This window comes from Gordonia sp. NPDC058843 (assembly GCF_042743165.1).
Classification (GTDB): domain Bacteria; phylum Actinomycetota; class Actinomycetes; order Mycobacteriales; family Mycobacteriaceae; genus Gordonia.
The window spans coordinates 1-24,576 of sequence record NZ_JBHYNC010000039.1; the positions used below are offsets into that span (position 1 = coordinate 1).

Here is a 24,576-nt window from a genome sequence, read left to right on the forward strand (position 1 = left end):
ATCACCCGCCCGCACCACCACCACACCCACACCAGCCGTCTCCAACATGAACCCCACCCGCTCCGCAGGCGCATCCACCTCCACCGGCACATACCGACCACCCACAGCCACCACCGCATGCACCGCAACCAACAACTCCAACGACCGCGACATCACCACACCCACAGCCGAATCCACACCCACACCCAACCCCGACAACCGACGCGCAACACCCCCAACCAACCCACCGAACTCCCCATACGACACCACCCGCTCACCCACCCGCACCGCCACCGAACCCACCGACAACCCCACCCGCTCAGCAACCACCGACCCCACCGAACGACCCGACCACCCCAACCCCACCCCAACACCACGCGACCAACCCTCGACCGTCGAGCGCATCGCGGCCGGCATCGGATCGAGCGCCGCGACCGGCACAGTCGGGTCGTCGATCACCGCGTCCAGAAGGTCGGTCAGCGTCGTCGCGATCACCTCGGCGATCCCGTCCCCGACGACGGCCAGATCAGCCTTGACGGTGAGGCAGAGGTCGTCGCCCTCCGGTGCGGCGATGAGCGCCAACGGATAATGAGTGGCATCGGAGGTGCTCACATCGCGGACCTCCAGGCCCGAGGTCCGCGACCCCTCCACGACCATGTCCACGTCGACGGGATAGGACTCGAAGACGACGAGGGTGTCGAAGAGCCGCGCATGTCCCGTCGCCGCGGTGATGTCGCCGAGCCCGACGAACTGGTGGTCCAGCATCCGGGCGCGGGCGCGGTGCAGTTCATCGATGAGCCCGGCCAGCGACCGACGTGGGTCGACGTCGGCGACCACCGGCACGGTGTTGATGAACAGACCGATCATGCCGTCGGCACCGTCGAGGTCGGCGGGCCGCCCGGACACCGTCTCACCGAAGATGACTCGTTGCTCGCCGGTGAACCGGGACAACACGATCGACCACGCCGCGTGCAGCACCGTGCTCGTCGTCGTGCCCAGCTGACGCACCTTGTGTTCCAGCGCCGCCCGGTTGTCCGCCGGAACCCGAACGGTCACCTGGTGCCGGCGGGGTTCGCCATCGGAGCGGGGGTCCTGCGGGCAGACGAGGGTCGGTCCGATGCCGGCGAGGTGCTCACTCCAGGCAGCCATCGCGGTCGCGATGTCGCGACGGTCGAGCCAGACGAGGTAGGACTCGAAGTCGAGGGCAGGAGTGATCGCAGGCCGGCCGAGATGTGCCGCCAAGAGATCGGCGACGAGAATCGGTCCCGACCAGCCGTCCAGGATGATGTGGTGGGCGGTGATCACCAGCGTGTGAGCCGGGCCGGTCACGGTGTCGTGCGACACCGCAGAGAAGCGGATGAGCGGCGGAGAGTCCAGCACGAACGGGCGACGCAGATCCTCCGCGGCGATCTCCACGATCCTGGCCGCTGCGTCGGCGATGTTCAGATCCGTCAGATCGACACCACGGAAGTCCGGCTCGATGATCGCCGGGTGGTCCTCCGGCGGTACGACCACCACCAGCCGGCCCGACGGGGTGCGGGAAAAGCCCGAACGCAGGACGCGTTGCCTGGCGAGCAGTTCGCGGATCGCCGGCAGGACAGTGTCGACTGGGTGATCGCCGTCGAACTCGATGATCGACTGTGTCACATAGGGATCGGCGCCGGTCAACCGCTCCGACTCGTAGAACAATCCCTGTTGCAGCGGCGTCGGCGGCCAGATCGCGGCCGGCGTCCGAGTGGGTGTTGTCCAGGACTCGGCGGCGAGGACGTGGTCGATGTCCGCCTGATCCAGCCCGCCGACCACATCGGTCTCACTGGGCCCCGGATCGCCCACGGCGTCGACGTACGATGCCAACGACGACAACGCGGACGCCCAGCGATCAGCGATGCCGGCCAGCGCGGCCTGGTCGAGCAACGCCTCCGGGGCGGTGAGGTCCACCCGCAGCACACGACCGCCGGCGGTCACCACCGAGCCGACCGTCACGGTGAGTGCGGCGAGCGCCATCATGTCCCCCCGAACCGACGGCGGAAGTGACGGCGCGTCCGGGACCGGCACGAATTCCATGGCAACCATGCCGGTGTCGTCGATGTCCCCGCCACCCAGCAGCCCCAGATAGTTCACGGTGATCGGAGGGAGGGGCCGACCCCGCAGCGGCGAGTCGGTCCGCAACCATCGCAGGGGTCCGAACGCAATGCCGTTGTCCGGCATCCGAGCCTGGGTGTCCTTGAGCGCCTTCACCATCGCCGCCAGGCGACGCCCCGGGGTGACGTCCTGCGCGGGTTGGACCGGACCCGCGACGCCGGCTGTCTCCGCCGTCCCCGGCACCTCGACGCTCACCGGCACGAACGAGGTGAACCACCCGACGGTCTCGGCCAGGTCGGCACCGGGCGCGACACCCTCTTCACGGCCGTGGTTCTCGATCATCATCGACACCGGACCCGACGCTGTCTCCGAATGCCGGACCGCGAACGCGACCGCGGCGGCCAGCACGGTGTCCGCGCGCGCGCCGAACGCCTCGACGACTGAGCCCAGCACCCGTTCCGCGAGACCGGGTTCGACGACGCGGGTCACCGAGTTCGTGGTGGCGAGTCTGTCCCGGGCGCGATCGACAACCCACCCCGGCGGTGTCGGCGGCAGCTGACGCGACCACCAGTCGATCTCCGTCGTCCGGTCGGCGAGTCCGGCCAGCACGCCCGCCCAGCGCCGGAATGAGGTGCCCGATGCTTCGAGGACCGGGGACTCCCCGTTGCGGTACTGCCACCACGCGCGGCCCAGGCCCGCCACGATGGTCGGCCACGACACGGCATCGACGCCGAGATGATGGGCCGCGATCACCACCCGGCCACTGCCGTCGGCGAATCGGACACCGATCGCGGCGAGCAGGCGCCCGTCGGCGGGCGACAGCGTGGCGAGGGCTCGCGCATGGGCATGCCGGATGGCGTCGTCCACCGAGGGTGCCGCAGGCAACGCGTCCCCGGCGCCCGGACCCGGGATGTCGGAAAGGTCGAGTATCTCGACCGCGACGTCCTCAGGGGTCCCATCACCCGCGCGGACGGTCGGCCCACCGTCGGCATCGACCCGTAGGGACGCGGTCAGCATCGGATGGGCCGAGGCCACGGCCGTCACCACCGCCCGTAATGCCGGCACGTCGGCCTCGGCCGGAAGCGTGAGCACGGTGCTCTGCGAGAAGTCCGCGAGGTCGTCCGGTTCGTCGGCCAGTTCGAGCATCCATGCCAGGCCCGGGGTCATCCCGACCGGACCGTCTGCCCCGCCGGGCAATTCGTCGAGTCCGGCGACCGACTCCGTTCGTGCCACGTGGGCGAGTTCACGGATGGTCGACGCCGCGAAGACATCGCGTGGTGTCAGGTGCAGCCCAGCGGCGCGCAGCATCGACGTGAGCCGGATGGATGCGATCGAGTCCCCGCCGAGCTCGAAGAACGAACGGGTCACCGGCACGTCCTCGAGCCCGAGCACCGACGCGACGATCGCGGCGACCGTCTGTTCCGTCGCCCCGACGGGAGCAGCATCCGTGTCCTCGGCCGCCGACAACGGGTCGAATCGCGGCGCGGGCAGTGATTTCCGGTCCAGCTTGCCGGTGCTGCCCAGCGGGGCGTCGGTCAGCGACACCCACAGCGTCGGCCGCATGTAGGGAGGCAACGACGCGCCCACGGCCTCCCGTGCGTGCCCGACAGATCGCGCACTGTCCGGTCCGATGAGGTAACCCACCAGGTGATCCGAGCCGCCCGGCGCGCTCGCGACGGTGACAACGGCCTGGCGGACGCCCTGCACCTCGGACAGGACTGCCTCGATCTCACCGAGCTCGATGCGCTGACCGCGGAGCTTGACCTGGAAGTCGCTGCGCCCCAGATACTCCAGGTCGCCTGCACGATTGCGTCGGACGAGGTCGCCGGTGCGGTACAGGCGCGATCCACCGCCCGCGGGATCGGCGACGAAGCGGTCGGCGGTGAGTTCGGGACGCGCGGCATATCCACGGGCGAGCTGGACTCCTCCCAGATACAGCTCGCCGGTCACTCCGGCCGGCACGGGCCGCAGCCGCGCATCGAAGACGAAGGTCTGGGTGTTCCACACCGGTCGCCCGATCGGCACCACGTCGGCACCGGGGTCCGGTGTCGCCGCGGTGACCTCGACCGCAGCCTCGGTGGGACCGAACAGATTGACGATGCGCACATGCGGCAGCGCGGCGCGCGTCGCCCGCAGGACTGCCGGGGGCAGCGCTTCGCCGGAGCAGTAGAGGTGGCGCAGGCTAGGCAGAAGCGTACCGGCGCCGGGAGCGGAGCGAGCGGGCCGAATCACACCGGCGCCGCGAGCGGGCCGGAGAGTATCGACGAAGACGGCGAGTAGCGATGGGACGAAGTGCACCGTGGTGATGTGCTCGGAGTCGATCAGGCGGGCGATCGAGTGCGGATCGAGGTGCGCATCGTCGGGCGCGATCACCAGCCTGGCGCCGGTCAGCAGCGGTGTCAGCAGTTCCGGCACGGACACGTCGAAGGTGAAGGGCGTCTTCAACAGGATCGAGTCGTTCGGCCCTATCCCGAATTCCTCTGCACCCCAACGCAACCGGTTCAGCACCGCGCGATGGCTCACTGTGACGCCCTTCGGCCGCCCGGTCGAGCCCGAGGTGAACATGGTGTAGGCCGCGTGCTCGGGGCGCAGCGGCGACCGGCGTTCGATGTCGGCGACCGGGACCGTGTCGAGGTCGACGGGACTCCCGGCGTCCACCACCACCATGCGACCGACGACATCCGCCGCGGGTGCCCGGTCGTCGCAGACCAGAGCGATTGTCGCGCGCGCGGTGTCGACCATGTACCGGACACGTTCGATCGGTGCGTCGGGAGCCACCGGCAGGTACTGTCCTCCGGCGGCGAGTACGGCGTGGACCGCGACGACCAATTCGACCGACCGTGGCATGCAGACCACGACGCAGTCCTCCGGGCCGACCCCCAGATCGATGAGTTCCCGGGCGAGGGTGGCAACCCGCGCGGCGAACTCCCGATGGGTGAGGGTGCGCTCGCCGCAACGCGTCGCTACCGCGTCCGGAGATCGGAGCGGGTCGGCGGCTGCGAATGCCGCCGGCACCGTGAGATCCGGCAGAACAACCGTGCGTCCGATCGAGAATCGTTGTTGCGCAGCAGCTTCGACCGGAGTCAGCACCGGGATGTCGGCGACCGGGAGGTCCACGTCGGCGGCGATGGCGGCGAGTGTCGAGGACAGCGCCGAGGAGATCATCTCCGCGGTCGCCGGATCGAACAGCGCTGTGGCATAGGTGATCGAACCGGTGAGCCCGCCGTCCACGGTTTCGCGAAAACCGATGCCGAGATCGAATTTCGCCGCGGTGTCCTCGATCTCGACGAATTCGGCGTCGAGATCGACGAGTGTGCCGAGCGATGCAGCGCCGGTCGTGGTGTGCACGAGCAGGACCTGCGCGAGCGGTTCCACGTTCTCGATCCGCCTCGGGTTCGCCGCGTCGATCACGCGCTCGAACGGGACGTCGGCGTTGTCGAACGCAGCGAGGTCGGCGTTCTTCACCCGTTCGAGCAGAGCGCCGACAGTGAGGTGCGGCTCGACGTCGACCGACAGGACCACGGTGTTGACGAACATGCCGATCAGCTGGTCGATCTCCTGCCGGCCACGGCCGGCGACAGGTGTGGCGACCGCGATCCGGGTCGTCGAGGTCAGGCGCGCGAGGACCGCGGCGGTGGCAGTGTGCGCGACCATGAACAGGGTGGCGCGCCGTGCGGCGGCGCGATCGCGTAGGCGCGAGACGACCGGTGCGGACAACGACCAACGCACCGTGGCCGCGCGACCGTCGGGCATGGCTGGGCGGGGGCGGTCGGTGGGCAGTGGGAGGACGTCGGGCAGGCCGGTCAGCCGCTCGCCCCAGAATCGCAGCTGTCGTGCCATCAGGGAATCGGGGTCGGTGGCGTCGCCGAGCCGATGTCGCTGCCACACCGCGTAATCCGCATACTGGAACTCCAGGGCCGACCAGTCCGGCGCCCGTCCCGAACGCCGGGCGCGATAGGCCCGGGCGATCTCCGCCGCCAGCACCGGGGCAGACTCACCGTCGGCGGCGATGTGATGCAGAGCGATGACGAGTAGGTGCTCGGTGGCCGACACGGTGACGACGCGAGCCCGGATCGGCAGATCGATCGTCACGTCGAACGTGGCCGTGACGAGCTCGTGGATCTCCTGGCCGACCAACTCGTCGGCCGATGCGACGGCCCGGGGCGTGAGCACCGTGTGACCGATCGTGATGCGCTCGGCCCAGTCGTCCAGGACGTGCGCCACGGGTTCGCCACCGGCCGAGGCAGAGAGGTCCACGGCGCCGGAATCCGGTGATCCGGATTCCACGGGGCCGGCGGGTCCGTCTCCGCCCGCCGGCATCGTCGGGTAGATCGTACGCAGCACCTCGTGCCGGTCGACGACGTCGAGAACCGCCGCGGACATCGCGGACACGTCGAGGTCGCCGCGAAGCCGGACCGCGATCGGGATCACGTAGGCGGCCGAGGCCGGATCGAACTGGTTGAGGAACCACATCCGACGCTGGGCATAGGAGAGGGGCACCGGATCGGGGCGGTGAATCGCCTCGAGTGCCGGCTGGTCGGCGCCGCGAGCGTGATCCCCGGCGTCGACCGCGGCGGCCAACGCCCGTACGGTCGGCGTCTCGAACAGCGCTCGCACCGGAATCTCGACGCCGAGAGCAACTCCCAGGCGTGCCACGACCCGGGTTGCCGACAGCGACGTGCCGCCGAGCTCGAAGAACGACGCCTCGGCCGACACCTCCTCGGCGGAGGCGAGCCCGAGCACTTCGGCGTAGACCGCCGCGACGGTCTGCTCGGTACCCGATTCGGCCCGGACGTGGACGTCCGCGCCGAACCGCGGCGTGGGCAGGGCCTTGGTGTCGAGCTTCCCGGCCGCGGTCAGTGGGATCTCGTCGATCGGCAGGACGACGGTGGGCACCATGTGAGCGGGCAGTCGACGGGCCGCGTGCGCGGCCACATCGCCGGTGTCGGGGGCAACGCCGGCGACACCGTGTACCCAGGACACCAGCACCGTCTCGCCCGACGTCGGGTGCGGCACACCGGCGGTCGTCGAGAAATCCACCGCCTCGTGCTCCCCCAGGACCGCGTCGATCTCTCCGAGCTCGATTCGGAATCCGCGGATCTTGACCTGGAAGTCACTGCGTCCCAGGAAGTCCAGCGTCCACCGCCCGTCGCGTCGGCGCCACCGGACGATGTCACCGGTACGGTACATCCGTGTCCCCGGCGCAGCGAAGGGGGCGGTGGTGACCGGGGCGGCGACGAATCGTTCCGCGGTCAGCGCGGTCTGACCGACGTAGCCGGCCGCAACAGCGGGACCGGCCAGGTACAGCTCACCGGCCACGCCGGCCGGAACGGGGTGCAGGCGCGGATCGAGCACCGCGGCGGTGATCCCGGCGATGGGACCACCGATGGTGATTGCCGACCCCGAGCGCATCGGTGCCGACGACGTCGCCCAGATGGTGGCCTCGGTGGGACCGTACAGGTTTCGCATCGCACGACCGGACGACCAGGTGCGGACCAGTTCTGGCGAGCAGACGTCACCGGCGACGGAGATGACCCCGAGGTCGGGAAACCCGTCGGCAGAGGTCGCGTCGGACACCGTGGCGAGGGCCGTCGGGGTGATGGTCGCGTGCGTGACGTGTTCCCGGCGCAGGATTGCCGCGAGTTCGACACCTCCCGTCACGCCGTCGGGCACCACGACCATCGTCGACGCGGCCGCCACCGCGACCAGGGTTTCGAACACAGTGGCATCGAAACCTGGTGCTGCGAAACGGAGTACGCGTGCAGTGGGCGTGAGTTCGAATCTCGCACGCGCGTCGGCCACCAGATCGGCCAGCCCGCGGTGGGTGACTGCGACACCTTTCGGCCGACCGGTCGACCCGGAGGTGAAGATGACATAGGCGGTGTCATCTGGTCGCGGCGGCCGGGCGGCCGTCTCGATTCCGGTCTCGTCCCTGCCGGTCTCGTCCCTCCCGGTTTTTTCGGCCCCGTGGTACTTCTCGCCGACGATCCACTCCACCGCGGCCGCCAACTGCTCCAGACCTGCGACCACGGCGGCCGAGGCAATACCGAGCCGTGCATCGACGGTGCTCAGCATGTGGCGGAGGCGCTCGCCCGGCAGCGCGGGATCGACCAGGGCGACTGCTGCTCCCGTTCGCGCCACGGCCCAGAACCCCACCGTCCCGCCGAGTGACCTCGGTGTGGCGAGGGCGATCACGGACCCCGGTCCGGCACCGCGCGCCCGGAGCGCACCGGCCAGCCGTCGCGTCCCCTCGTCGAGTTCGGCGTAGGTCAGGTACCGCTGGTTCTCGGTGATCGCGATGCCGTCGGGGTTGAGGGCGATCGCCGCATCCAGCAGTTCGGCCAGCGTCGACCTCGACGGCGCGATGCCCGGTGACGCGACCACCGAGCCCGAATCGTCGTCGCCGGTGGGCAGGTCGCCGACCGGCGTGTCCGGGTGGGCCGTGACCGCTCGCGCGATGGCGATCATCCGACGGAGAAACGCCTCCACCGTCTCGGCGTCGAACAGGGCGGTGGCGTAGGTGACGATCACGCGGGTGTCGTCGTCGTCCGGGCGACCCGGCTCATCGAGAACCGTGACCTGCAGGTCGACCTTGGCCGTGGTGACCGGGGCCTCGATCTCCGCCACGACGAGACCCGGCAACTCGACCGAGGGCCGGGAGGCGTTCTGGAACGCGAGGGCGACCTGGACGAGAGGCGGGTGTGCGGTGTTCCGTACCGCGACGACCTCGTCGACCACGGTCTCGAACGGGAGATCGGCGTGATCGAGCGCGGTCACGTCGATGTCGCGGATGACGTCCAGGAGATCGGTGAATGCGACCTCACGACTCACCCGGCTGCGCAGCGCCAGTGTGTTGACGAACATCCCGATCAGTGAATCCAGATCGCGCTCGCCCCGTCCGGCCACCGGTGTTCCGATGACGAGGTCCTCGTCGGCGCCGGACCGGACGAGCGTGACCGCGAGCAGTGCGTGGACGACCATGAACATCGTCGCGCCGTGCCGGCTCGCGAGCTGTCTCAACCCGTTCCAGGTGACGGCATCGAACACCGAAGACAGTTCGGCACCCGCGTCGTCGCGGAGCGGGGCGCGCGGCCGGTCCACCGGCAACGCGATCAGTTCCGGCACACCAGCGAGGCGGGTCCGCCAGTAGTCGAGTTGGCGTGCCGCGAGAGAGTCGGGATCGGCGGTGTCGCCGAGCCGCGTGTGCTGCCACACCGCGTAGTCGGCGTAGTGGACCGGCAGCGGCGCCCAGCCGGGCTCCCGGCCGGCCACGCGCGCTTGGTAGGCCGCCACGAAGTCGGCGACCATCGGCGCGACCGAACCACCGTCGCTGATGATGTGATGTACGACCAGGACCAAGATCGCGTCGTCGTCTGCGACGCGCAGGAGGCGGGCCCGTACCGGCGCGGCAGCCTCGAGATCGAAACCACGAGTGGTGATCTCGGCGATCGTGGCGGAGATGTCGACCTCGTCGGCGCCGCGCATGTCGATCGGGGACGCCACCCGGACGTCGTGCCGAGGGTCCCCCGCCGGGGCGATCACCTGCTCGGGGACGCCGTCGACCGACACGAACCGCGTGCGCAGCACTTCGTGGCGCGCAAGCAGATCCGCGAGCGCAGCGGCGACGACCGCCGGGTCCGGAGTCCGGCGACCATCGCCGCGACCCGGGCCCGGCGCGGCGCTCAGGCGGAGGACAGCCGGGATCAGGTAGCCGGCGCCACCCGGGTCCAGCGTCTCGAGGAACCAGATTCGACGCTGCGCGGGCGACAGCGGGAGCACGCCGCCACGGTCGACTCGGCGCAGGGGCACCCGACGCGCGGCGGCGCCGGTCCCGGGACCGTCCCGGTCTTCCCGCCCCTCGATGATCGCGGCCAGACCACGCACCGTCGGGTCGGCGAACACCGCACGCGCGGAGACGGTCGTGTCGAACCGCTCGGCCGCCCGAGCAGCCACCCGGGTCGCGGTGAGCGAGTTGCCGCCGAGGTCGAACAGCGACGTGGTGACCCCGACGTCGCTCACGCCCAGGATCTCGGCGACGAGCTCAGCCAGCGCCGACTCGATGGTGGTGGCCGGCGGCTCGGCGACTGCCGGACCGTCGCCGGACCCAGGGTCGGGCAGGGCCCCACGATCGAGCTTGCCGTTCACGGTGAGCGGCAGACGCGGAAGCCAGACGAATCGCGTGGGCACCATGTAGTCGGGCACCGCGTTCGCGAGACGCGCACGAATGTCGTTCTCCGACAGCGTGAAACCATCGGCGACGGCCGAGTCCCCCGCCCCGTCGGCGGCAGCCGACTCCCCAGCCCCGTCGGCGGCGACCAGATAACCGACGAGATGCTCGGTGTCACCGAGCGTGCGGATGTCCGCCCCCGCCGCGTCGATGCCGTTCAGCGCCGACATCGCCGACTCGACCTCACCGAGCTCGATGCGGAAGCCGCGGAGTTTCACCTGACCATCGCGTCGTCCGACGAACTCGATGGATCCGTTGCGGGACACCCCGACATCGCCGGTCCGGTACATCCGGGCACCCGGCGGCCCGAACGGATCGGCGACATACCGCGTGGCGGTCTGACCGTGCCGCCGCAGGAATCCGCGGGTGACCTGGGCGCCGGACACATACAGTTCACCGGGCACCCCGTCGGGCACGGGCGCGAGGCGGCCGTCGAGAACGTGCACGCGCGAGCCGAGCAGCGGGGTCCCGATGTCGGAGGCTCTCGCCCCGTCGACAAACGACTGCGTCAGTTCGCGGCGGGTCATGTAGACGGTGGTCTCGGTCGGACCGTACATGTTGTTCAGTTGCGGGCCCGCGACGTCGGCGCCCGGCCTCGTTCCCGATCCGTCGGCCGCCCGGTCGGACTGCCACTTGCGAACCTGCTCGTAGTCGAGCAGTTCTCCCGAGAAATGCAGGCGTCGGACAGATCCGGGCAACCGTCGGCCGTGGGGCGGCCGGACCGTCGCAGCGAACTGATAGAACGACGACGGGGTGAAGTTGACGATCGTGACCCCGTGCCGGTCGAAAGCCTCGACCACGTCGTCGGGGGCACGTGTCGTCGCGTGGTCGAGTACGAGGAGGCGCCCGCCGGCACGCAGCGCCGCCCAGATCTCGCCGACCGACACATCGAACGCGTAGGAGTGGAACATCGACCACACGTCGTCGGGCGTGCTCTCCACGACGGCGTCGAGTGCCGCCAGCAGCGACACCACGTTGTCGTGGGTGACGACGACGCCTTTGGGCCTCCCCGTCGACCCGGAGGTGTACATCACGTACGCACTCGATTCCGCGCTCACGTGCTCCGGCAGCGGCGGGGGCTGCGCGCCGTCGACGCGGATGTCGTACTGCGCCATCATGTCCTGCGGAGTGCACAGCGGTACGGACATCGTCGCCCAGGCCTCGACCGTCTCGGCCCCGGCCAGGACGACGACAGGCGACGCGTCGTCGACGATGCCGTTCAGCCGCGCGACCGGATGGGTGCGATCGAGCGGCAGATATGCGGCGCCGGTCTTGAGGACCGCCACCAATGCCACGACGAGGTCCACCGAGCGCGGCAGCGCGACACCCACGAGGGTCTCGGGTCGCGCGCCCCGAGCGACGAGCGCATGGGCCATCCGTTCCGATCGTTCGTCGAGTACCCGATAGCTGATCGACGCCCCGCCGAGATCGGAGAGGGCGATGGCATCGGGACGACGACGCGCGGCGATTCGGAAGAGCCCGGGCAGCGACTCGCGGTCACCGGAGCCCAGGATCTCGGCGAACCGCGCATCGAGTTCGTCGACGATCTCGGCCGCGGCGGCGGCGAGTTGCGAACCGCTCAGCCCCGCGCGCGGCATCAGCGCGGTCACCGTCGCGCGTAGGGCGGCATCGGGTGCGACGCCACGTGCGGCGAGGGTGATCGCCGAGGCCGACACCCGGCGGTGCAGGTCGCGAACGGACACCGGGCCCGCCGCACCCGTCATCGCCTCGGCGTCGCCCGCAAGGGTGGCGGCGAGCGCCAGTAGCCGCAGCGCCGAGGGACGGCGCGGCGACGGCGGGACGGGCCCCGCCGACGCGCGGGGAATCGAGGTGTCCGACGTCACGCGGGTCCCACACGATTGCGCGGGACCGCACTCGGTCCGGCGCCTGCGCCGCGGTGCAGCACGGCATCGGCGGCGGTGCGCACGCTCTCGAACACGTCGTCGATCGACCTGTCGGCGTCGGCGAGAAGCGTCGCCACGGCGATCGTCAGGGCCTCCGCCGGATCGTCGTCGGGAACCGAGATCGACATGGCGACGGCAGTCGCCTCGAGGTCGGCGAAGGTCACCTGTGGCGCCCCGGCGACGCCGATCACCGTGTCGGGTGCGATGGCCGCGACCTCCGACACGATCTCGTGCAGCGGTGCGACATCGGTTCCCCGGTGGTCGGCCACGGTCCGCTCCGCCCAGAGGGCGAGATCGCCGACCGCGGTGTCCGGACGCGACACGATGTCGCTCAACAGGTTTCGATACCGCTCGGCGAACAGGGCGACCGTGTCGGGATCGAACAGGTCGGTGTCGAAGGCGATCTGCCCGCCCAGCGCGCCGTTGCGGTCGACGCCGTCGGGGTCGCCCGGATAGAGCATGACCTCGAGATCCACCTTGGCGGGGAACGACGCGGGCAACCGCGAGCGGACGTGCAGGCCGTCGAGTTCGACATCCGGGAATTCGAGGTTCTGGTAGGCGAGCATCACCGAGAACAGCGGGTTGCGTCGCCCCCGGCGGACCAACCCCCCCTCGGTGCGGGCGAGGTGGTCGACGATCTCGTCGAAGGACACGTCGGTGTGTCCCAGGTCGGCGAAGTCGTCGGTGTGCACTCGACGCAACAGATCCACGAAGGGCTCGTCGAGGCGCAACCGCGTGCGCAGTGGCACCGTGGTCGCGAGCATCCCTACCATGTCGGTCAGAGCGGGATCATCGCGACCGGCGAAGGGCGTGCCGATGACGATGTCGTCGCTACCCGACAGTCGTCCGATCAGGACCGCGAGCGCCGCATGCAGCACGGCGAATTGGGTCGTGTTGCCCACCCGTGCCATCTGGGCGAGCATCGTGGCGGTCGACGACGGGATGTCGAGATCGACGACGCCGCCGAGATGGCGCGGTTCCATCGGGCGGGGACGGTCGGTCGGGATCGTCGCCGGCTCCCCGGCTCGGTCGAGGCGCCGTCCCCAGTACTCGAGTTGACGCTGCCTCTCGGTGACACCGTCGGGTCGCATGGTCTGAAGACGTTCGGCATGCCAGATCGCGTAGTCCGCGAACTGAACCCGCTGCCCGACGGCACTCCTCGACCCGGACCGGCCGGTGATGCGGGCGGCGTAGAACTCGGCGAGGTCGCGTGCCAGCGGACCCAGTGAACCGCCGTCGGCGTTGATGTGATGCACGACGAACACCAGTACGTGTCGGTCCGCGCTCAGTCGGAGGATCGTCGCACGGACGGCCGGGGGTCCGGTCAGATCGAAACCGGCTTCGACGACGGCGGCGACCTCGGCGTCCCACCGGTCGCCTGCGGGCACACCGAGCCGGTCCCCGGCGAGGTCGACGAGCGGGATCCGCAACGCGTGCACTGCATCTGCGGCGGGAATGATGAGCTGTACCGGCGCGCCGTCGTGCAGTGGGTAGCGTGTCCGCAGCGACTCATGTCGGGCAACGAGATCGCCGACCGCGCCGGTGAGCGCAGGCACATCCAGCCGGCCGTCGAGTTCCAGGGTCAGGCCGACGTTGTACGCGGGCGAAGCCGGATCGATCTGGTTGATGGACCACAGTCCGCGTTGGACCCCGGTGAGGTCGACGACATGTGTGCGTTCACGCGGTGTCAGCATGCGACCCGCCGCCGCCTGGTCGACCGTCGCCACCGCTGCCACGAAATCCGCCACGGTGGGATTCTCGAAGAGCAGCGACATCGGCACACGACGTCCGATGTGCCGTTCGACGCGATAGGCCACCTTGGTCGCCGACAGCGAGCTGCCACCGAGCTCGAAGAACCCGTCGTGCACGCTGACCTCCCGCACCCCCAGGACATCGGCGAAGATCTGAGCCACGACACCTTCCAGTCGGCTCCGCGGCGCGACGTACTCACGCGCCGGGGATATCTCCACCTCGGGCAGTGCGCGGCGGTCGACCTTGCCCGTCCGTGTCATCGGCATCTCGTCGAGCACCACGACGGTGTGCGGCACGAGGTGCGCGGGGAGACGGGCCGCCGCGTGGTCGAGGATGTGCTCGGGTGCCGGCACTCGGTCGGCCGGGGCGGTCACATACGACACCAGCACCGTATCCCCCGCCGGCGTCGACATCCCGACGGTGACCGCGGTCTCCACATCGGGATGACTCGCGAGAACCCCGTCGACCTCGCCGGGCTCGACCCGCATGCCGCGGATCTTGATCTGGAAGTCGTTGCGGCCGTGATAGACGATGTCGCCGCACGGCGTCCTCGTGACGAGGTCGCCGGTGCGGTACATCCGGCCACCGGCGTCGAACGGATCAGCAACGAACCGGCCGGCCGTCAGTCCGGGCCGACCGTGGTAACCGCGCCCGAGCGCCCGCCCCGACAGATACAGCTCGCCGAGAACGCCGTCCGGCACCGGGCGCAGGCACGCATCGAGGACCTTGACGCCCACTCCGGCGATCGGGCCACCGATCGTGACCGGCTCCGACGGCTCGAGGGGTGCCGAGACGGTGGCCCAGATGGTGGTCTCGCTGGGGCCGTACAGATTCAGCAGCGGGCGGCCCGCGGCACTCCACCTCGTGACCAGATCCGGCGGGCAGGCCTCACCCGCCACCATCACGACTTCGAGTTCGGGCACCGCACCGGGATCGAGCGTGGCGAGCGCGGTCGGGGTCATGATCGTGTGCGTGACCCGATGCCGGGCGATGACGGACTCCAGCTCTGGACCGGCGAAGACGTCCGGCGGGCTGATCACCAGCTGGGCACCCGAACACACCGCGAACACGATCTCCCAGACCGCGACATCGAAACCCGGTGCGGCGACGTGGAGTATGCGCGAGTCCGATGCCGCGCCGAGCCGATGCTGTTGCTCGGCGACCAGCTCGGCGAACCCCGCATGGGTCAACGAGGCAGCCTTCGGACGCCCGGTGGATCCCGAGGTGAACTGCAGGTATGCCGCGTCGTCGAAAGAGATCGGTCTGACCCGCTCGGCGGCGGCAACCGGATTCGACGGCCGCCGCGCGATGCCCAGATCGACCTCGAGGTCGTCGAGGATCAGGTGCGGGACAGAGGACACCGTCGCCGATGACCGGGCCTGCGATGGATCGCTGTCACCTACGGGGGGCGAATCCGCCGTGATCAACAGAACCGCCCCGCTGTCTGCGAGCATCGCCGACCGTCGCGCGACCGGCAGACCGGGGTCGACCATGACGAAGGCGGCGCCACTCACAGCCACCCCCAGCACGGCCAGGACCGAACGGGGTGAGCGGGGGATGCTCACGGCGACGACGTCGCCCGGGCCGATGCCGCGGTCGATCAGGACGCGTGCGATCTGATTGGTGGTGGTCGCGACCTCGGACCAGCGCACTGCGCTGTCCCCCACGAGAGCCGGTGCACCGGGATCGGCGCGGGCCAGACCCTGAGCCAGCAGATCGGCGAGGGTCTGTTCGGGACGCGCACCCCTGGCCGGCACGCCCAGGGTGGCCGTCTCGTCCGGCCGGAGGAGGTCGATCGAACCGATGGTCCGAGATGACTCGCGCACCATCTGCTCGAGGACGAACTCCAGGTGCCCCGCCATGCGCCGGACCGTACCGACATCGAAGAGATCGGTGGCGTAGGCGAATTCGACGTCGTAGCACTCGCCACGGTCGGTCACCGACACGGTCACGTCGTACTTCGCGGACGGCACCCGCGCGTCGAGCACTTCTGCGGACCCGGTCCAGCGTGCGAGCTCGGCGAGCTGGTCGGGCTGTACCGTCAGCGCGACCTGGAACAGCGGTGAGTGCGACGGTGACCGGTGCGGGGCGACAGCGTCCACGACACGCTCGAACGGGACGTCGGCGCACGCCATCGCACGAGCGCACCGGCGATGGGCGGCGGCGACGAGGTCGGCGACGGTGTCCCCCGGATGCAAGGCCGTGCGCAGGACAACGGTGTTGACGAACATCCCGACCAGCTCGGCGACCGCCGGATCGTCCCGGCCGGCCACAGCGGTCCCGATACTCACATCGTCGGTGGCGGCCAACCGGCCCAGCGTGATCGCCAGAGCAGACTGGAAGACCGCGAACGGGGTGGCCGACAGCGACCTCGCGAGCTGCCGGATCCCCGCGGTCAGACCGGGACCGAGCACGGTGTCCACGTGCGCTCCGCTACTCGACATCACCCGCGGGCGCGGGCGGTCCGTGGGGAGCTGCAACAGATCCGGCGCCCCACGCAACTCCGCGCGCCAGAACTCCAGCCCCTCCACCAGGAACGGCGATGGCGACTCCGGTGTGCCGAGGGTCTCGGCACGTTCCACGGCGACGTCGGCGTACTGCATCGGCAAGGGCGGGAAGTCCGGCTCCTCGCCCGCACGCCGGCTGTCGTAGGCGGTCATCAGATCTCGCAACAGCGGGCGGAGTGACTGCCCGTCGGCCGCGATGTGGTGAAGTACCAACACGATGACATCGCCGTCGGGATGGCCTGTCACCAGCCGGTACCGGAACGGAATCTCCTCGGCCAGATCGAATCCCACGTCGGTGATCGCCGCCACGGCGGTGGTGACCTCGACCTCGCTGGCTGCGCTCCCCGCGAGGGTGACATCAGTCCCGAGGCGATCGACGACCGCCTCCAGGTCCAGGATTCGTTGTTCGGGTTCACCGTCGACGACCGGGAACACGGTCCGGAGGATCTCGTGCCGGTCCATGACGTCGACGACGGCTCGCAGCAGAACGTCGGCGTCGGCCGCATGCGACAGACGCAAGGCCCCCGACATGTTGTAGGTGGATTCCGACGGCGACATCCGATTGATGAACCACAACCGGGTCTGCGCCTGCGACAACGGGATTCGGGCAGGACGCGGCGGCCTCGGCAGGTCTGCGGCGGACTGGACCGATGCCGACGTCACAACGGCGCGCGAGGCGAGATCAGCAAGGTCGACGGCATCGAAGACGTCGGTCAGCGCGATCTCGAGCCCATGGTCGACACGAGCGCGGGCCACCATCCGGGCAGCCAGCAACGAGTCGGAGCCCAGTGCGAAGAGATTGTCCGAGACGCTGACACCTTCGCGGTCCAGCGCCTGCTCCACGAGTGACACGATCGCCCGCTCGGCCGGTGTATGGGGCGGCCGGAAACCGGCTGGGACAGAACCGAGTACCGGCGCCGGCAGAGCGCGCCGATCCAGCTTGCCCGACCTGGTGGTGGGGAACGCGTCGAGAACGACCACCCCGAGCGGCACCATGTGCCCGGGGAGTCGACGCCGGCAGTGGGCGCGCACGGCTTCGACATCCACCGCCGCCCGGACGTCCTCGTCGCCGTTCGCGGCACGGGACTCGTCGCCCGCCCCGTCCCGGCGAGCGCGGAGGTAGGCGACCAGGACCGGCGCGGGCCCGAGATCGCTGCGCGCGACCACCGCCACCGCGTCGACGCCCGGCATGGTGGCGATCACCGCCTCGACCTCACCGGGTTCCACACGCTGACCCCGGATCTTGATCTGCTGATCGGTGCGTCCCAGATACTCCAGCTCACCGCCGCCGGTCCAGCGGACCAGGTCGCCGGTCCGATACATCCGTGCACCGGCAGCGCCACGAGGATCGGCCACGAACCTGCTCGAGGTCTGACCCGCCGCGGCGACGTAACAATTCGCCAGCTGTGCCCCCACCAGATACAGCTCGCCCGCGACCCCGACCGGAACCGGACGTAGTCGACCGTCGAGGACCCGCACCACGCTGCCCGGCACCGGGCGACCGATCGGAACGACGGCACGCTCGGTCGTCACCCGCTGGGCGGTCACGTCGATCGCGGCCTCGGTCGGCCCGTAGAGGTTCACCAGCCGGGCGCGGGTGGTGAACCTCACCCGCCGGGCGAGTCCGGCGGACAATGCCTCCCCGGAGGTGAACAGCCATCGCACGTGATCGGGCAATGAGACCCGTTCACGTGCTGCGTCATCGAGTACACGGATGTCGCCGACCGTTTGTCGAGGAGCCGGCGGCGGGCCGCCGGGGTCCGGACCGAGTACGACGTCGAGGTACGCATCGAGCATCGACGGCACGAAGTGCAGGACGGTCACGCGGGAACGCGCGATGAGATCCCGGAGGTAGGTGGGATCGCGGTGCCCACCCGGAGCCGCGATCACCATGTGTGCCCCGACGCGCAACGGCCACAGCAACTCCCAGACCGACACATCGAACGTCGCCGGGGTCTTGTACAACACGGCGTCCCCGGTGGTGATCGGGTGATCGTGTTGCATCCAGGCGAGTCGCTGTTCGATCGCACGATGATCGATCTCGACGCCCTTGGGGATACCGGTCGAACCCGACGTGAAGATGACATAGGCCGCCAGACCCGCCGGAGCCCGTCGATTCCCGCACCGTTCGCGGCCGCCCCCACCCTTCGTCGATATCGGCGTGCCGGAGAGCGGGGAGCCGGCGAGGTCGGCGAGGTCGGCGACGAACCGAGCGTCGACGACCAGGGACGGCGCGACCGCGGTCGTGATCGCCTGTCGACGCTCCTCCGGTTCGGCCGGATCGACCGGAACGTAGGCCGCTCCCAGCCCGATCGCGGCGTAGATGGCGCACACCTGCTCGATCGACCGGTCCAGTGCGACGACGACCCGATCACCGGCCTGCACGCCGAGATCGGCGAATCGGTGCTCGAATTCCGCGCAGGAACGCGCGAATTCGCGGTATGTGAGGGTGGTGTCCCCGAAGGTCACGGCGGGTGCGCCCGGCGTCGCGATGACCTGGCGGTCGAAGGCGGCCAGCACGTGCTCACCCACGGCGTCGACGGCCGGTCCGCCCGAACCGAGATGGTCCAGTGCTGTCGACTCCCCGACCATCAGGAGATCGAGGTCGGCGACGGGTCTGCTCGGCTGGGCCACGAACTGCGTGAGCAGGCTCAGCAGGCGGTTCCGGTGAGCGTCGAGTTCGACCGGCTCGTACAAGGACGGGTTCGCGTGCAACCCGACTTCCAGCGGCGCGTCCGGGCCCGCCGCGAAGACGTTCATCACGAGATCTTCGACCATCCCGGCGGACAACATGTGATAGTGCACGCGGGCGCCGTCGATGACGATCGGCTTGTCGAACAGCAACAGGTTGACCAGCGGACCGAATGACGTACCGAGGGCATCACCGAAACCGGCTGCCGCCCTGATGTCCTCGGACCGATAGCGCTGATGGCGCAGACCCGCGGTGATCTCGGCGGTGACGGCCGCGACGACGTCGGCGCACGTGGCCGACGCGATTCCGTCCACCCTCAGGGGCAGCATGTTGGAGACCATCCCGGCCGAGTGGCGGATGCGGGCTGTCGTGCGCGCGGTCACCGGCAGACTGAGGACGATGTCGTCGCTTCCGGACATACGCGCGAGGAATGCGGCGAACGCAGCGGTGAGGATCGCCGCAACCGAGGCGTCGAGGTCGCGGGCACAGTGCCGGAGCGCCTGATCCAGTTCGGGACCGAGCATCCCGGCGGAGACGATCGTCTCGTTGCGGACGCCGGTGGTCGCGGGATGGGCCGCGAGGCTGACACGCTCGGGTAGTCCGGCGGCGCGCTCGAGCCAGAATTCGCGGTCCTTGTCGAACCGCGAGCTCTGCCGATACGCGGCATCGTCGGCGACCACCTCGGCGACAGTGGCACGCTGCACCGGACGGCGACCGGCGCGCGACGATGCCGGGCCCGGGACATCGACCCCGGCGCCCTGCTCCCGGTGCTGGTTGTACCGTGCCACCGCCTCGTGCAAGCACATCAGCGCGCCGTATCCGTCGAACGCGATGTGGTGACCCCGCATGTACCAGTACGTGCGGTCGTCTGCGACCCGGATGAAGGCGGCGACGGCGACCGGATCGGCGAGCAGGTCGACGGACCGCTGATGGTCGGTGCGCATCCAGTCCTCGGCCGCCGCCACGGGATCCGGTTCGGCCCGCAGATCGACCTCGACGACATCGAACGGCACGGCGAAGTCGATGAACTGATGCGGTGTGCCGTCGACCTCGACCACACGGGTGTACGCCGTCTGCAGGTCGCGCGCCGCCTCGAGGACCCCGCGACGGAACAACTCCCGATCGAAAGGGCGCCCGTCGTCGACGATGTCCAGGTAGTGCGCGACCGTGACCGAGTGATCGTCGATGAGGTTCTCGGCAAACCACATGGCGCGTTGCGCCGCGGTCAGATCCAACAGATCCGCCCCTCGAGGCGCTCGGGGTGTCCCCGGGCGCCTGTCTCCCCCAGTCCCATCTCGGTGGGACGCAGTGTCATCCATGCCTCGTCCGACGTCGGTTTCGGCGATTGGGTCGCCCGACGAAGGCGCCCCCGCGTCCCCCCGCAGCGATCGTCGAACAGCAACGAATCATACGCGGTACATCGCTCTTGCTTCCGAAAGTGATACATCCCGCACCGCCCGGTGAATCGCGGCTGCGAAGCGGTTCGAAAACTGTTGTGACAGATGGGGTCACCCGAGTCCAGCAGGGCCACACTGGTCACTCTCGTACCGCCTGCAGCGATTCGCGGTCGGCCAGATTCGGTCGTTCGACCGACACCGGGGTCGAACGACATCCCGTGGGGGCACCGCCCGTGGAGTCGGGGCCGCGAAACGGGCAAGATCGAACCCATGTCAGACGTGCAGTTGATCGAGGTGGGCCCGCGGGACGGTTTGCAGAACGAACAGACCCTGCTCTCGGTCGACGAGAAGGTCGAGTTCATCACCCGGGCTGCGGACGCCGGTGTTCGCCGTATCGAGGCGGTCAGCTTCGTGAACCCCAGACGTGTACCGCAGATGGCCGGCGCCGAGGAGGTGATGAAGCGGGTGCCACGCGTGGACGGTGTCTCCTACATCGGGCTCGTCCTCAACCGTCGCGGGCTCGACCGCGCGCTCGCGTCCGCGGTCGACGAGGTGAACGCGGTCGTCGTGGCCACCGAGGAGTTCAGCCGCCGCAACCAGGGCTGCAGCGTCGAGGAGACCGTCGCGGCGGCCGTCGATGTCGTCCGCGACGCGCGCGCGGCCGGCGTCGCGACGACGGTGACCATCGCGGTCGCGTTCGGCTGTCCCTTCACCGGAGAGGTGAGCCCGCACCGGATCTCCGACATCGTCGCCCGGCTGACCGACCAGGCCGCCCCGGACGAGATCGCGATCGCCGACACTATCGGCGTCGGGGTGCCCGCACAGGTTCGCGACCTCGCCGCCCGCACCGCGGAGCGCGCTCCCGGTATTCCGCAGCGCTGGCATTTCCACAACACGCGCAACACCGGCTACGCGAATGCGCTCACCGCACTCGATTCCGGGGCAAGCGCACTCGACGCCAGTATCGGCGGCTTCGGCGGGTGTCCGTTCGCGCCGGCCGCCACCGGCAACATCGCGTCCGAGGACCTCGTCTACGCACTCGACCGGTCAGAGGTCACCACCGGTGTCGACCTCAAGCGGCTGGTCGACGCCGCGGAGTGGCTGGGCAACGCGCTCCACAAAGATGTCCCCGCGCTCCTCGGACGTGCCGGACCCTTCCCGGCCGCCCGCTGAGGCGGGGACAACTGCTGTCGGCCTCACCGACGATCGCGGTGAGGTACAGCGAAAACGACTAGCCGGTGGTGTGCACGATCAGCACGTCGCAGGCCGACTTGCGGGCGACATCGGCGGGAACCGACCCGAGAAGCCGGCCGGCGATCGAATTCAGGCCGCGGTTGCCCACGACGAGAAGATCGGCCTTGACGTCGCTCACCAGCTGCAGGAGCGCATCGACCGGAGCACCCTTGACCGGGCGCTGCACCACGTTCGTCGCACCCGCCTTGCTGGCTCGTTCCTTCGCGGTCCGCAGAATCTCCTCGGTCGGGGTCGACCCGGTGACCTGGTACGCCTCGTCCTTGAGGACATCGGCAGCGTCGCCGGCTCCGCGCTCGTTCGGGAAGTACGCGCAGGCGATCACCAACTGGGCGTCACCCGCGAGTGCACCCGCACGCTCCACAGCCTTCATCGACGACTCGGAGCCGTCGGTTCCGACGACGACGGTTTCGTAAGAGCTCATCCCAACCTCCCGACATGAAATCGCCTCGCTGCCCATCAGCGAGGCGTCACCGCGTATACCCAAAACTGCAGGGGTCTTGCACCGGGACACTAGTTTGCCACGCACGTGTCTGTCCCCCGTTCGTGGTGATCGGCACATCGGTGACCCGGCCACCGGTGACCCGGACCATCGCACGCGCGACACCGGTGACGCGTCACTTGATGCCGGCCGCGTCCATCCCACGCATCTCCTTCTTCAGATCCGCGATCTCGTCGCGGAGTCGCCCGGCGAGTTCGAACTGCAGGTCACGCGCGGCACTCATCATCTGGTCGGTCAACTGGGCCACGAGATCGGCGAGCTCGGCGCGCGGCATCAGCGAGACGTCACGTTTTTCGATGACGCCAGAACTGCCGGCCTTCGAGACCTCGCCCTGAGCGCGGCGTCCGCGGCTGGAGTTCCGTCCGGAACCGCCGACCGCCACGGACTCGTCCTCGGCCTCGCGGTATACCTGGTCGAGGATGTCGGCGATCTTCTTGCGCAGCGGCTTCGGATCGATACCGTTCGCCTTGTTGTAGGCGACCTGCTTCTCGCGGCGTCGCTCGGTCTCGTCGATCGCGTTGCGCATCGAATCGGTGATCTTGTCCGCATACATGTGGACTTCGCCGGACACGTTGCGGGCCGCGCGACCGATCGTCTGGATGAGCGACGTGGTGCTTCGCAGGAAGCCCTCTTTGTCGGCGTCGAGGATCGCGACGAGGGACACCTCGGGGAGATCGAGACCCTCGCGCAACAGGTTGATGCCGACCAGGACGTCGTAGTCGCCCGAGCGGAGCTGGCGCAGGAGTTCGACGCGACGCAGGGTGTCGACCTCCGAGTGCAGATAGCGGACCCGGATACCGAGTTCGAGCAGGTAGTCGGTGAGATCCTCGGCCATCTTCTTGGTCAGGGTCGTCACCAGGACGCGCTCGTCGCGATCGGTCCGCTCGCGGATCTCGTGGACCAGGTCGTCGATCTGGCCCTTGGTGGGTTTGACCACGACCTGGGGATCCACGAGACCTGTCGGGCGGATCACCTGCTCGACGAACTCACCGTTGGACTGGCCCAGTTCGTAGGGCCCCGGGGTGGCGGACAGGTACACCGTCTGGCCGATCCGATCCACGAACTCGTCCCAGGTCAGTGGCCGGTTGTCGACGGCGGAGGGCAGGCGGAACCCGAACTCGACGAGGTTGCGCTTGCGCGACATATCGCCCTCGTACATGCCACCGATCTGGGGCACGGTCACGTGTGACTCGTCGATGACGAGGAGGAAGTCGTCCGGGAAGTAGTCGATGAGCGTCGCGGGGGCACTCCCCGCGGCACGGCCGTCGATGTGTCGCGAGTAGTTCTCGATGCCCGAGCAGAACCCCACCTGACGCATCATCTCGAGGTCATAGGTGGTACGCATGCGCAGGCGCTGGGCCTCGAGCAGCTTGCCCTTGCCCTCCAGATCGGCGAGTCGCTCCTCGAGCTCACGCTCGATACTCGTCATCGCCTTCTCCATGCGTTCAGGTCCGGCGACATAGTGGGTGGCCGGGAAGATGCGCAGCGAGTCGACCTGGCGTACGACGTCCCCGGTCAGCGGGTGCAGGTAATACAGCGACTCGACCTCGTCACCGAAGAACTCGATGCGGACGGCGAGCTCCTCGTACGAGGGGATGATCTCGACGGTGTCGCCGCGTACACGGAAACTGCCGCGGGTGAATGACATGTCGTTGCGGGTGTACTGGACGTCGACGAGGAGTCGAAGCAACGCATCCCGGTCGATCTCCTGCCCGATCTCCACTTCGACAGATCGGTCGAGATAGGACTGGGGCGTGCCGAGGCCGTAGATACAGGACACCGAGGCGACCACCACGACGTCGCGGCGGGACAGCAGGCTCGACGTCGCCGAGTGACGCAGGCGCTCGACGTCGTCGTTGATCGAGGAGTCCTTCTCGATGTACGTGTCGGTCTGGGCGATGTAGGCCTCGGGTTGGTAGTAGTCGTAATACGACACGAAGTACTCGACCGCGTTGTTGGGCAACATCTCGCGCAATTCGTTCGCGAGCTGGGCAGCGAGCGTCTTGTTCGGTGCCATGACCAGGGTGGGGCGCTGCACCTGCTCGATGAGCCAGGCGGTCGTCGCCGACTTTCCGGTGCCGGTGGCACCCAGGAGCACGATGTCCTTCTCACCCGCGTTGATCCGTCGGGTGAGGTCCTTGATGGCGGCGGGTTGGTCGCCCGCCGGTTCGTACTCGCTGACGACCTCCAGGCGGGCTTCGGTCCGCTCGATCTCGCCGACCGGCCGGAACTCCGAATGCGCGATGACGGGGCGTTCTGCTGCAAAAGCCATAGTGCCAGGGT

The 24,576-nt window shown here is 69.3% G+C and carries 5 protein-coding genes; 1 reads left to right on the top strand and 4 read right to left on the bottom strand.

Annotation, left to right across the window (positions count from 1 at the left end; all coding sequences use genetic code 11):
- Both ACFW3F_RS20335 and ACFW3F_RS20340 read right to left on the bottom strand, forming a co-directional pair.
- The coding region (locus tag ACFW3F_RS20335) for an amino acid adenylation domain-containing protein (RefSeq protein WP_388060598.1) at window positions 1-12,132 on the bottom strand (12,132 nt) is incomplete at its 3' end.
- Window positions 12,129-20,351 carry an amino acid adenylation domain-containing protein gene (locus tag ACFW3F_RS20340; protein ID WP_388060647.1) on the bottom strand — a complete coding sequence of 2,741 codons (8,223 nt, stop codon included), beginning with the start codon at window positions 20,349-20,351 and terminating at the stop codon, window positions 12,129-12,131. The genes ACFW3F_RS20335 and ACFW3F_RS20340, both read right to left, overlap by 4 nt.
- Before the next feature lie 459 nt (window positions 20,352-20,810).
- Here ACFW3F_RS20340 and ACFW3F_RS20345 point away from each other — a divergent pair, with 459 nt between their 5' ends.
- Window positions 20,811-21,713 (top strand): hydroxymethylglutaryl-CoA lyase, encoded by a 903-nt coding sequence (locus ACFW3F_RS20345; protein WP_388060600.1) that lies wholly within the window; start codon window positions 20,811-20,813, stop codon window positions 21,711-21,713.
- A 58-nt stretch (window positions 21,714-21,771) separates the two neighbouring features.
- Here ACFW3F_RS20345 and ACFW3F_RS20350 read toward each other — a convergent pair whose 3' ends face one another.
- Together ACFW3F_RS20350 and uvrB are read right to left on the bottom strand one after the other, a co-directional pair.
- Window positions 21,772-22,215: a universal stress protein gene (locus ACFW3F_RS20350; RefSeq protein WP_388060602.1), complete on the bottom strand. Its 444-nt coding sequence runs from the start codon at window positions 22,213-22,215 to the stop codon at window positions 21,772-21,774.
- A gap of 193 nt (window positions 22,216-22,408) precedes the next feature.
- The gene (gene uvrB, locus ACFW3F_RS20355) at window positions 22,409-24,565 is read right to left on the bottom strand and encodes an excinuclease ABC subunit UvrB (protein WP_388060604.1); all 2,157 of its coding nucleotides are present in this window, start codon (window positions 24,563-24,565) and stop codon (window positions 22,409-22,411) included.
- Window positions 24,566-24,576: the final 11 nt, after the last annotated feature.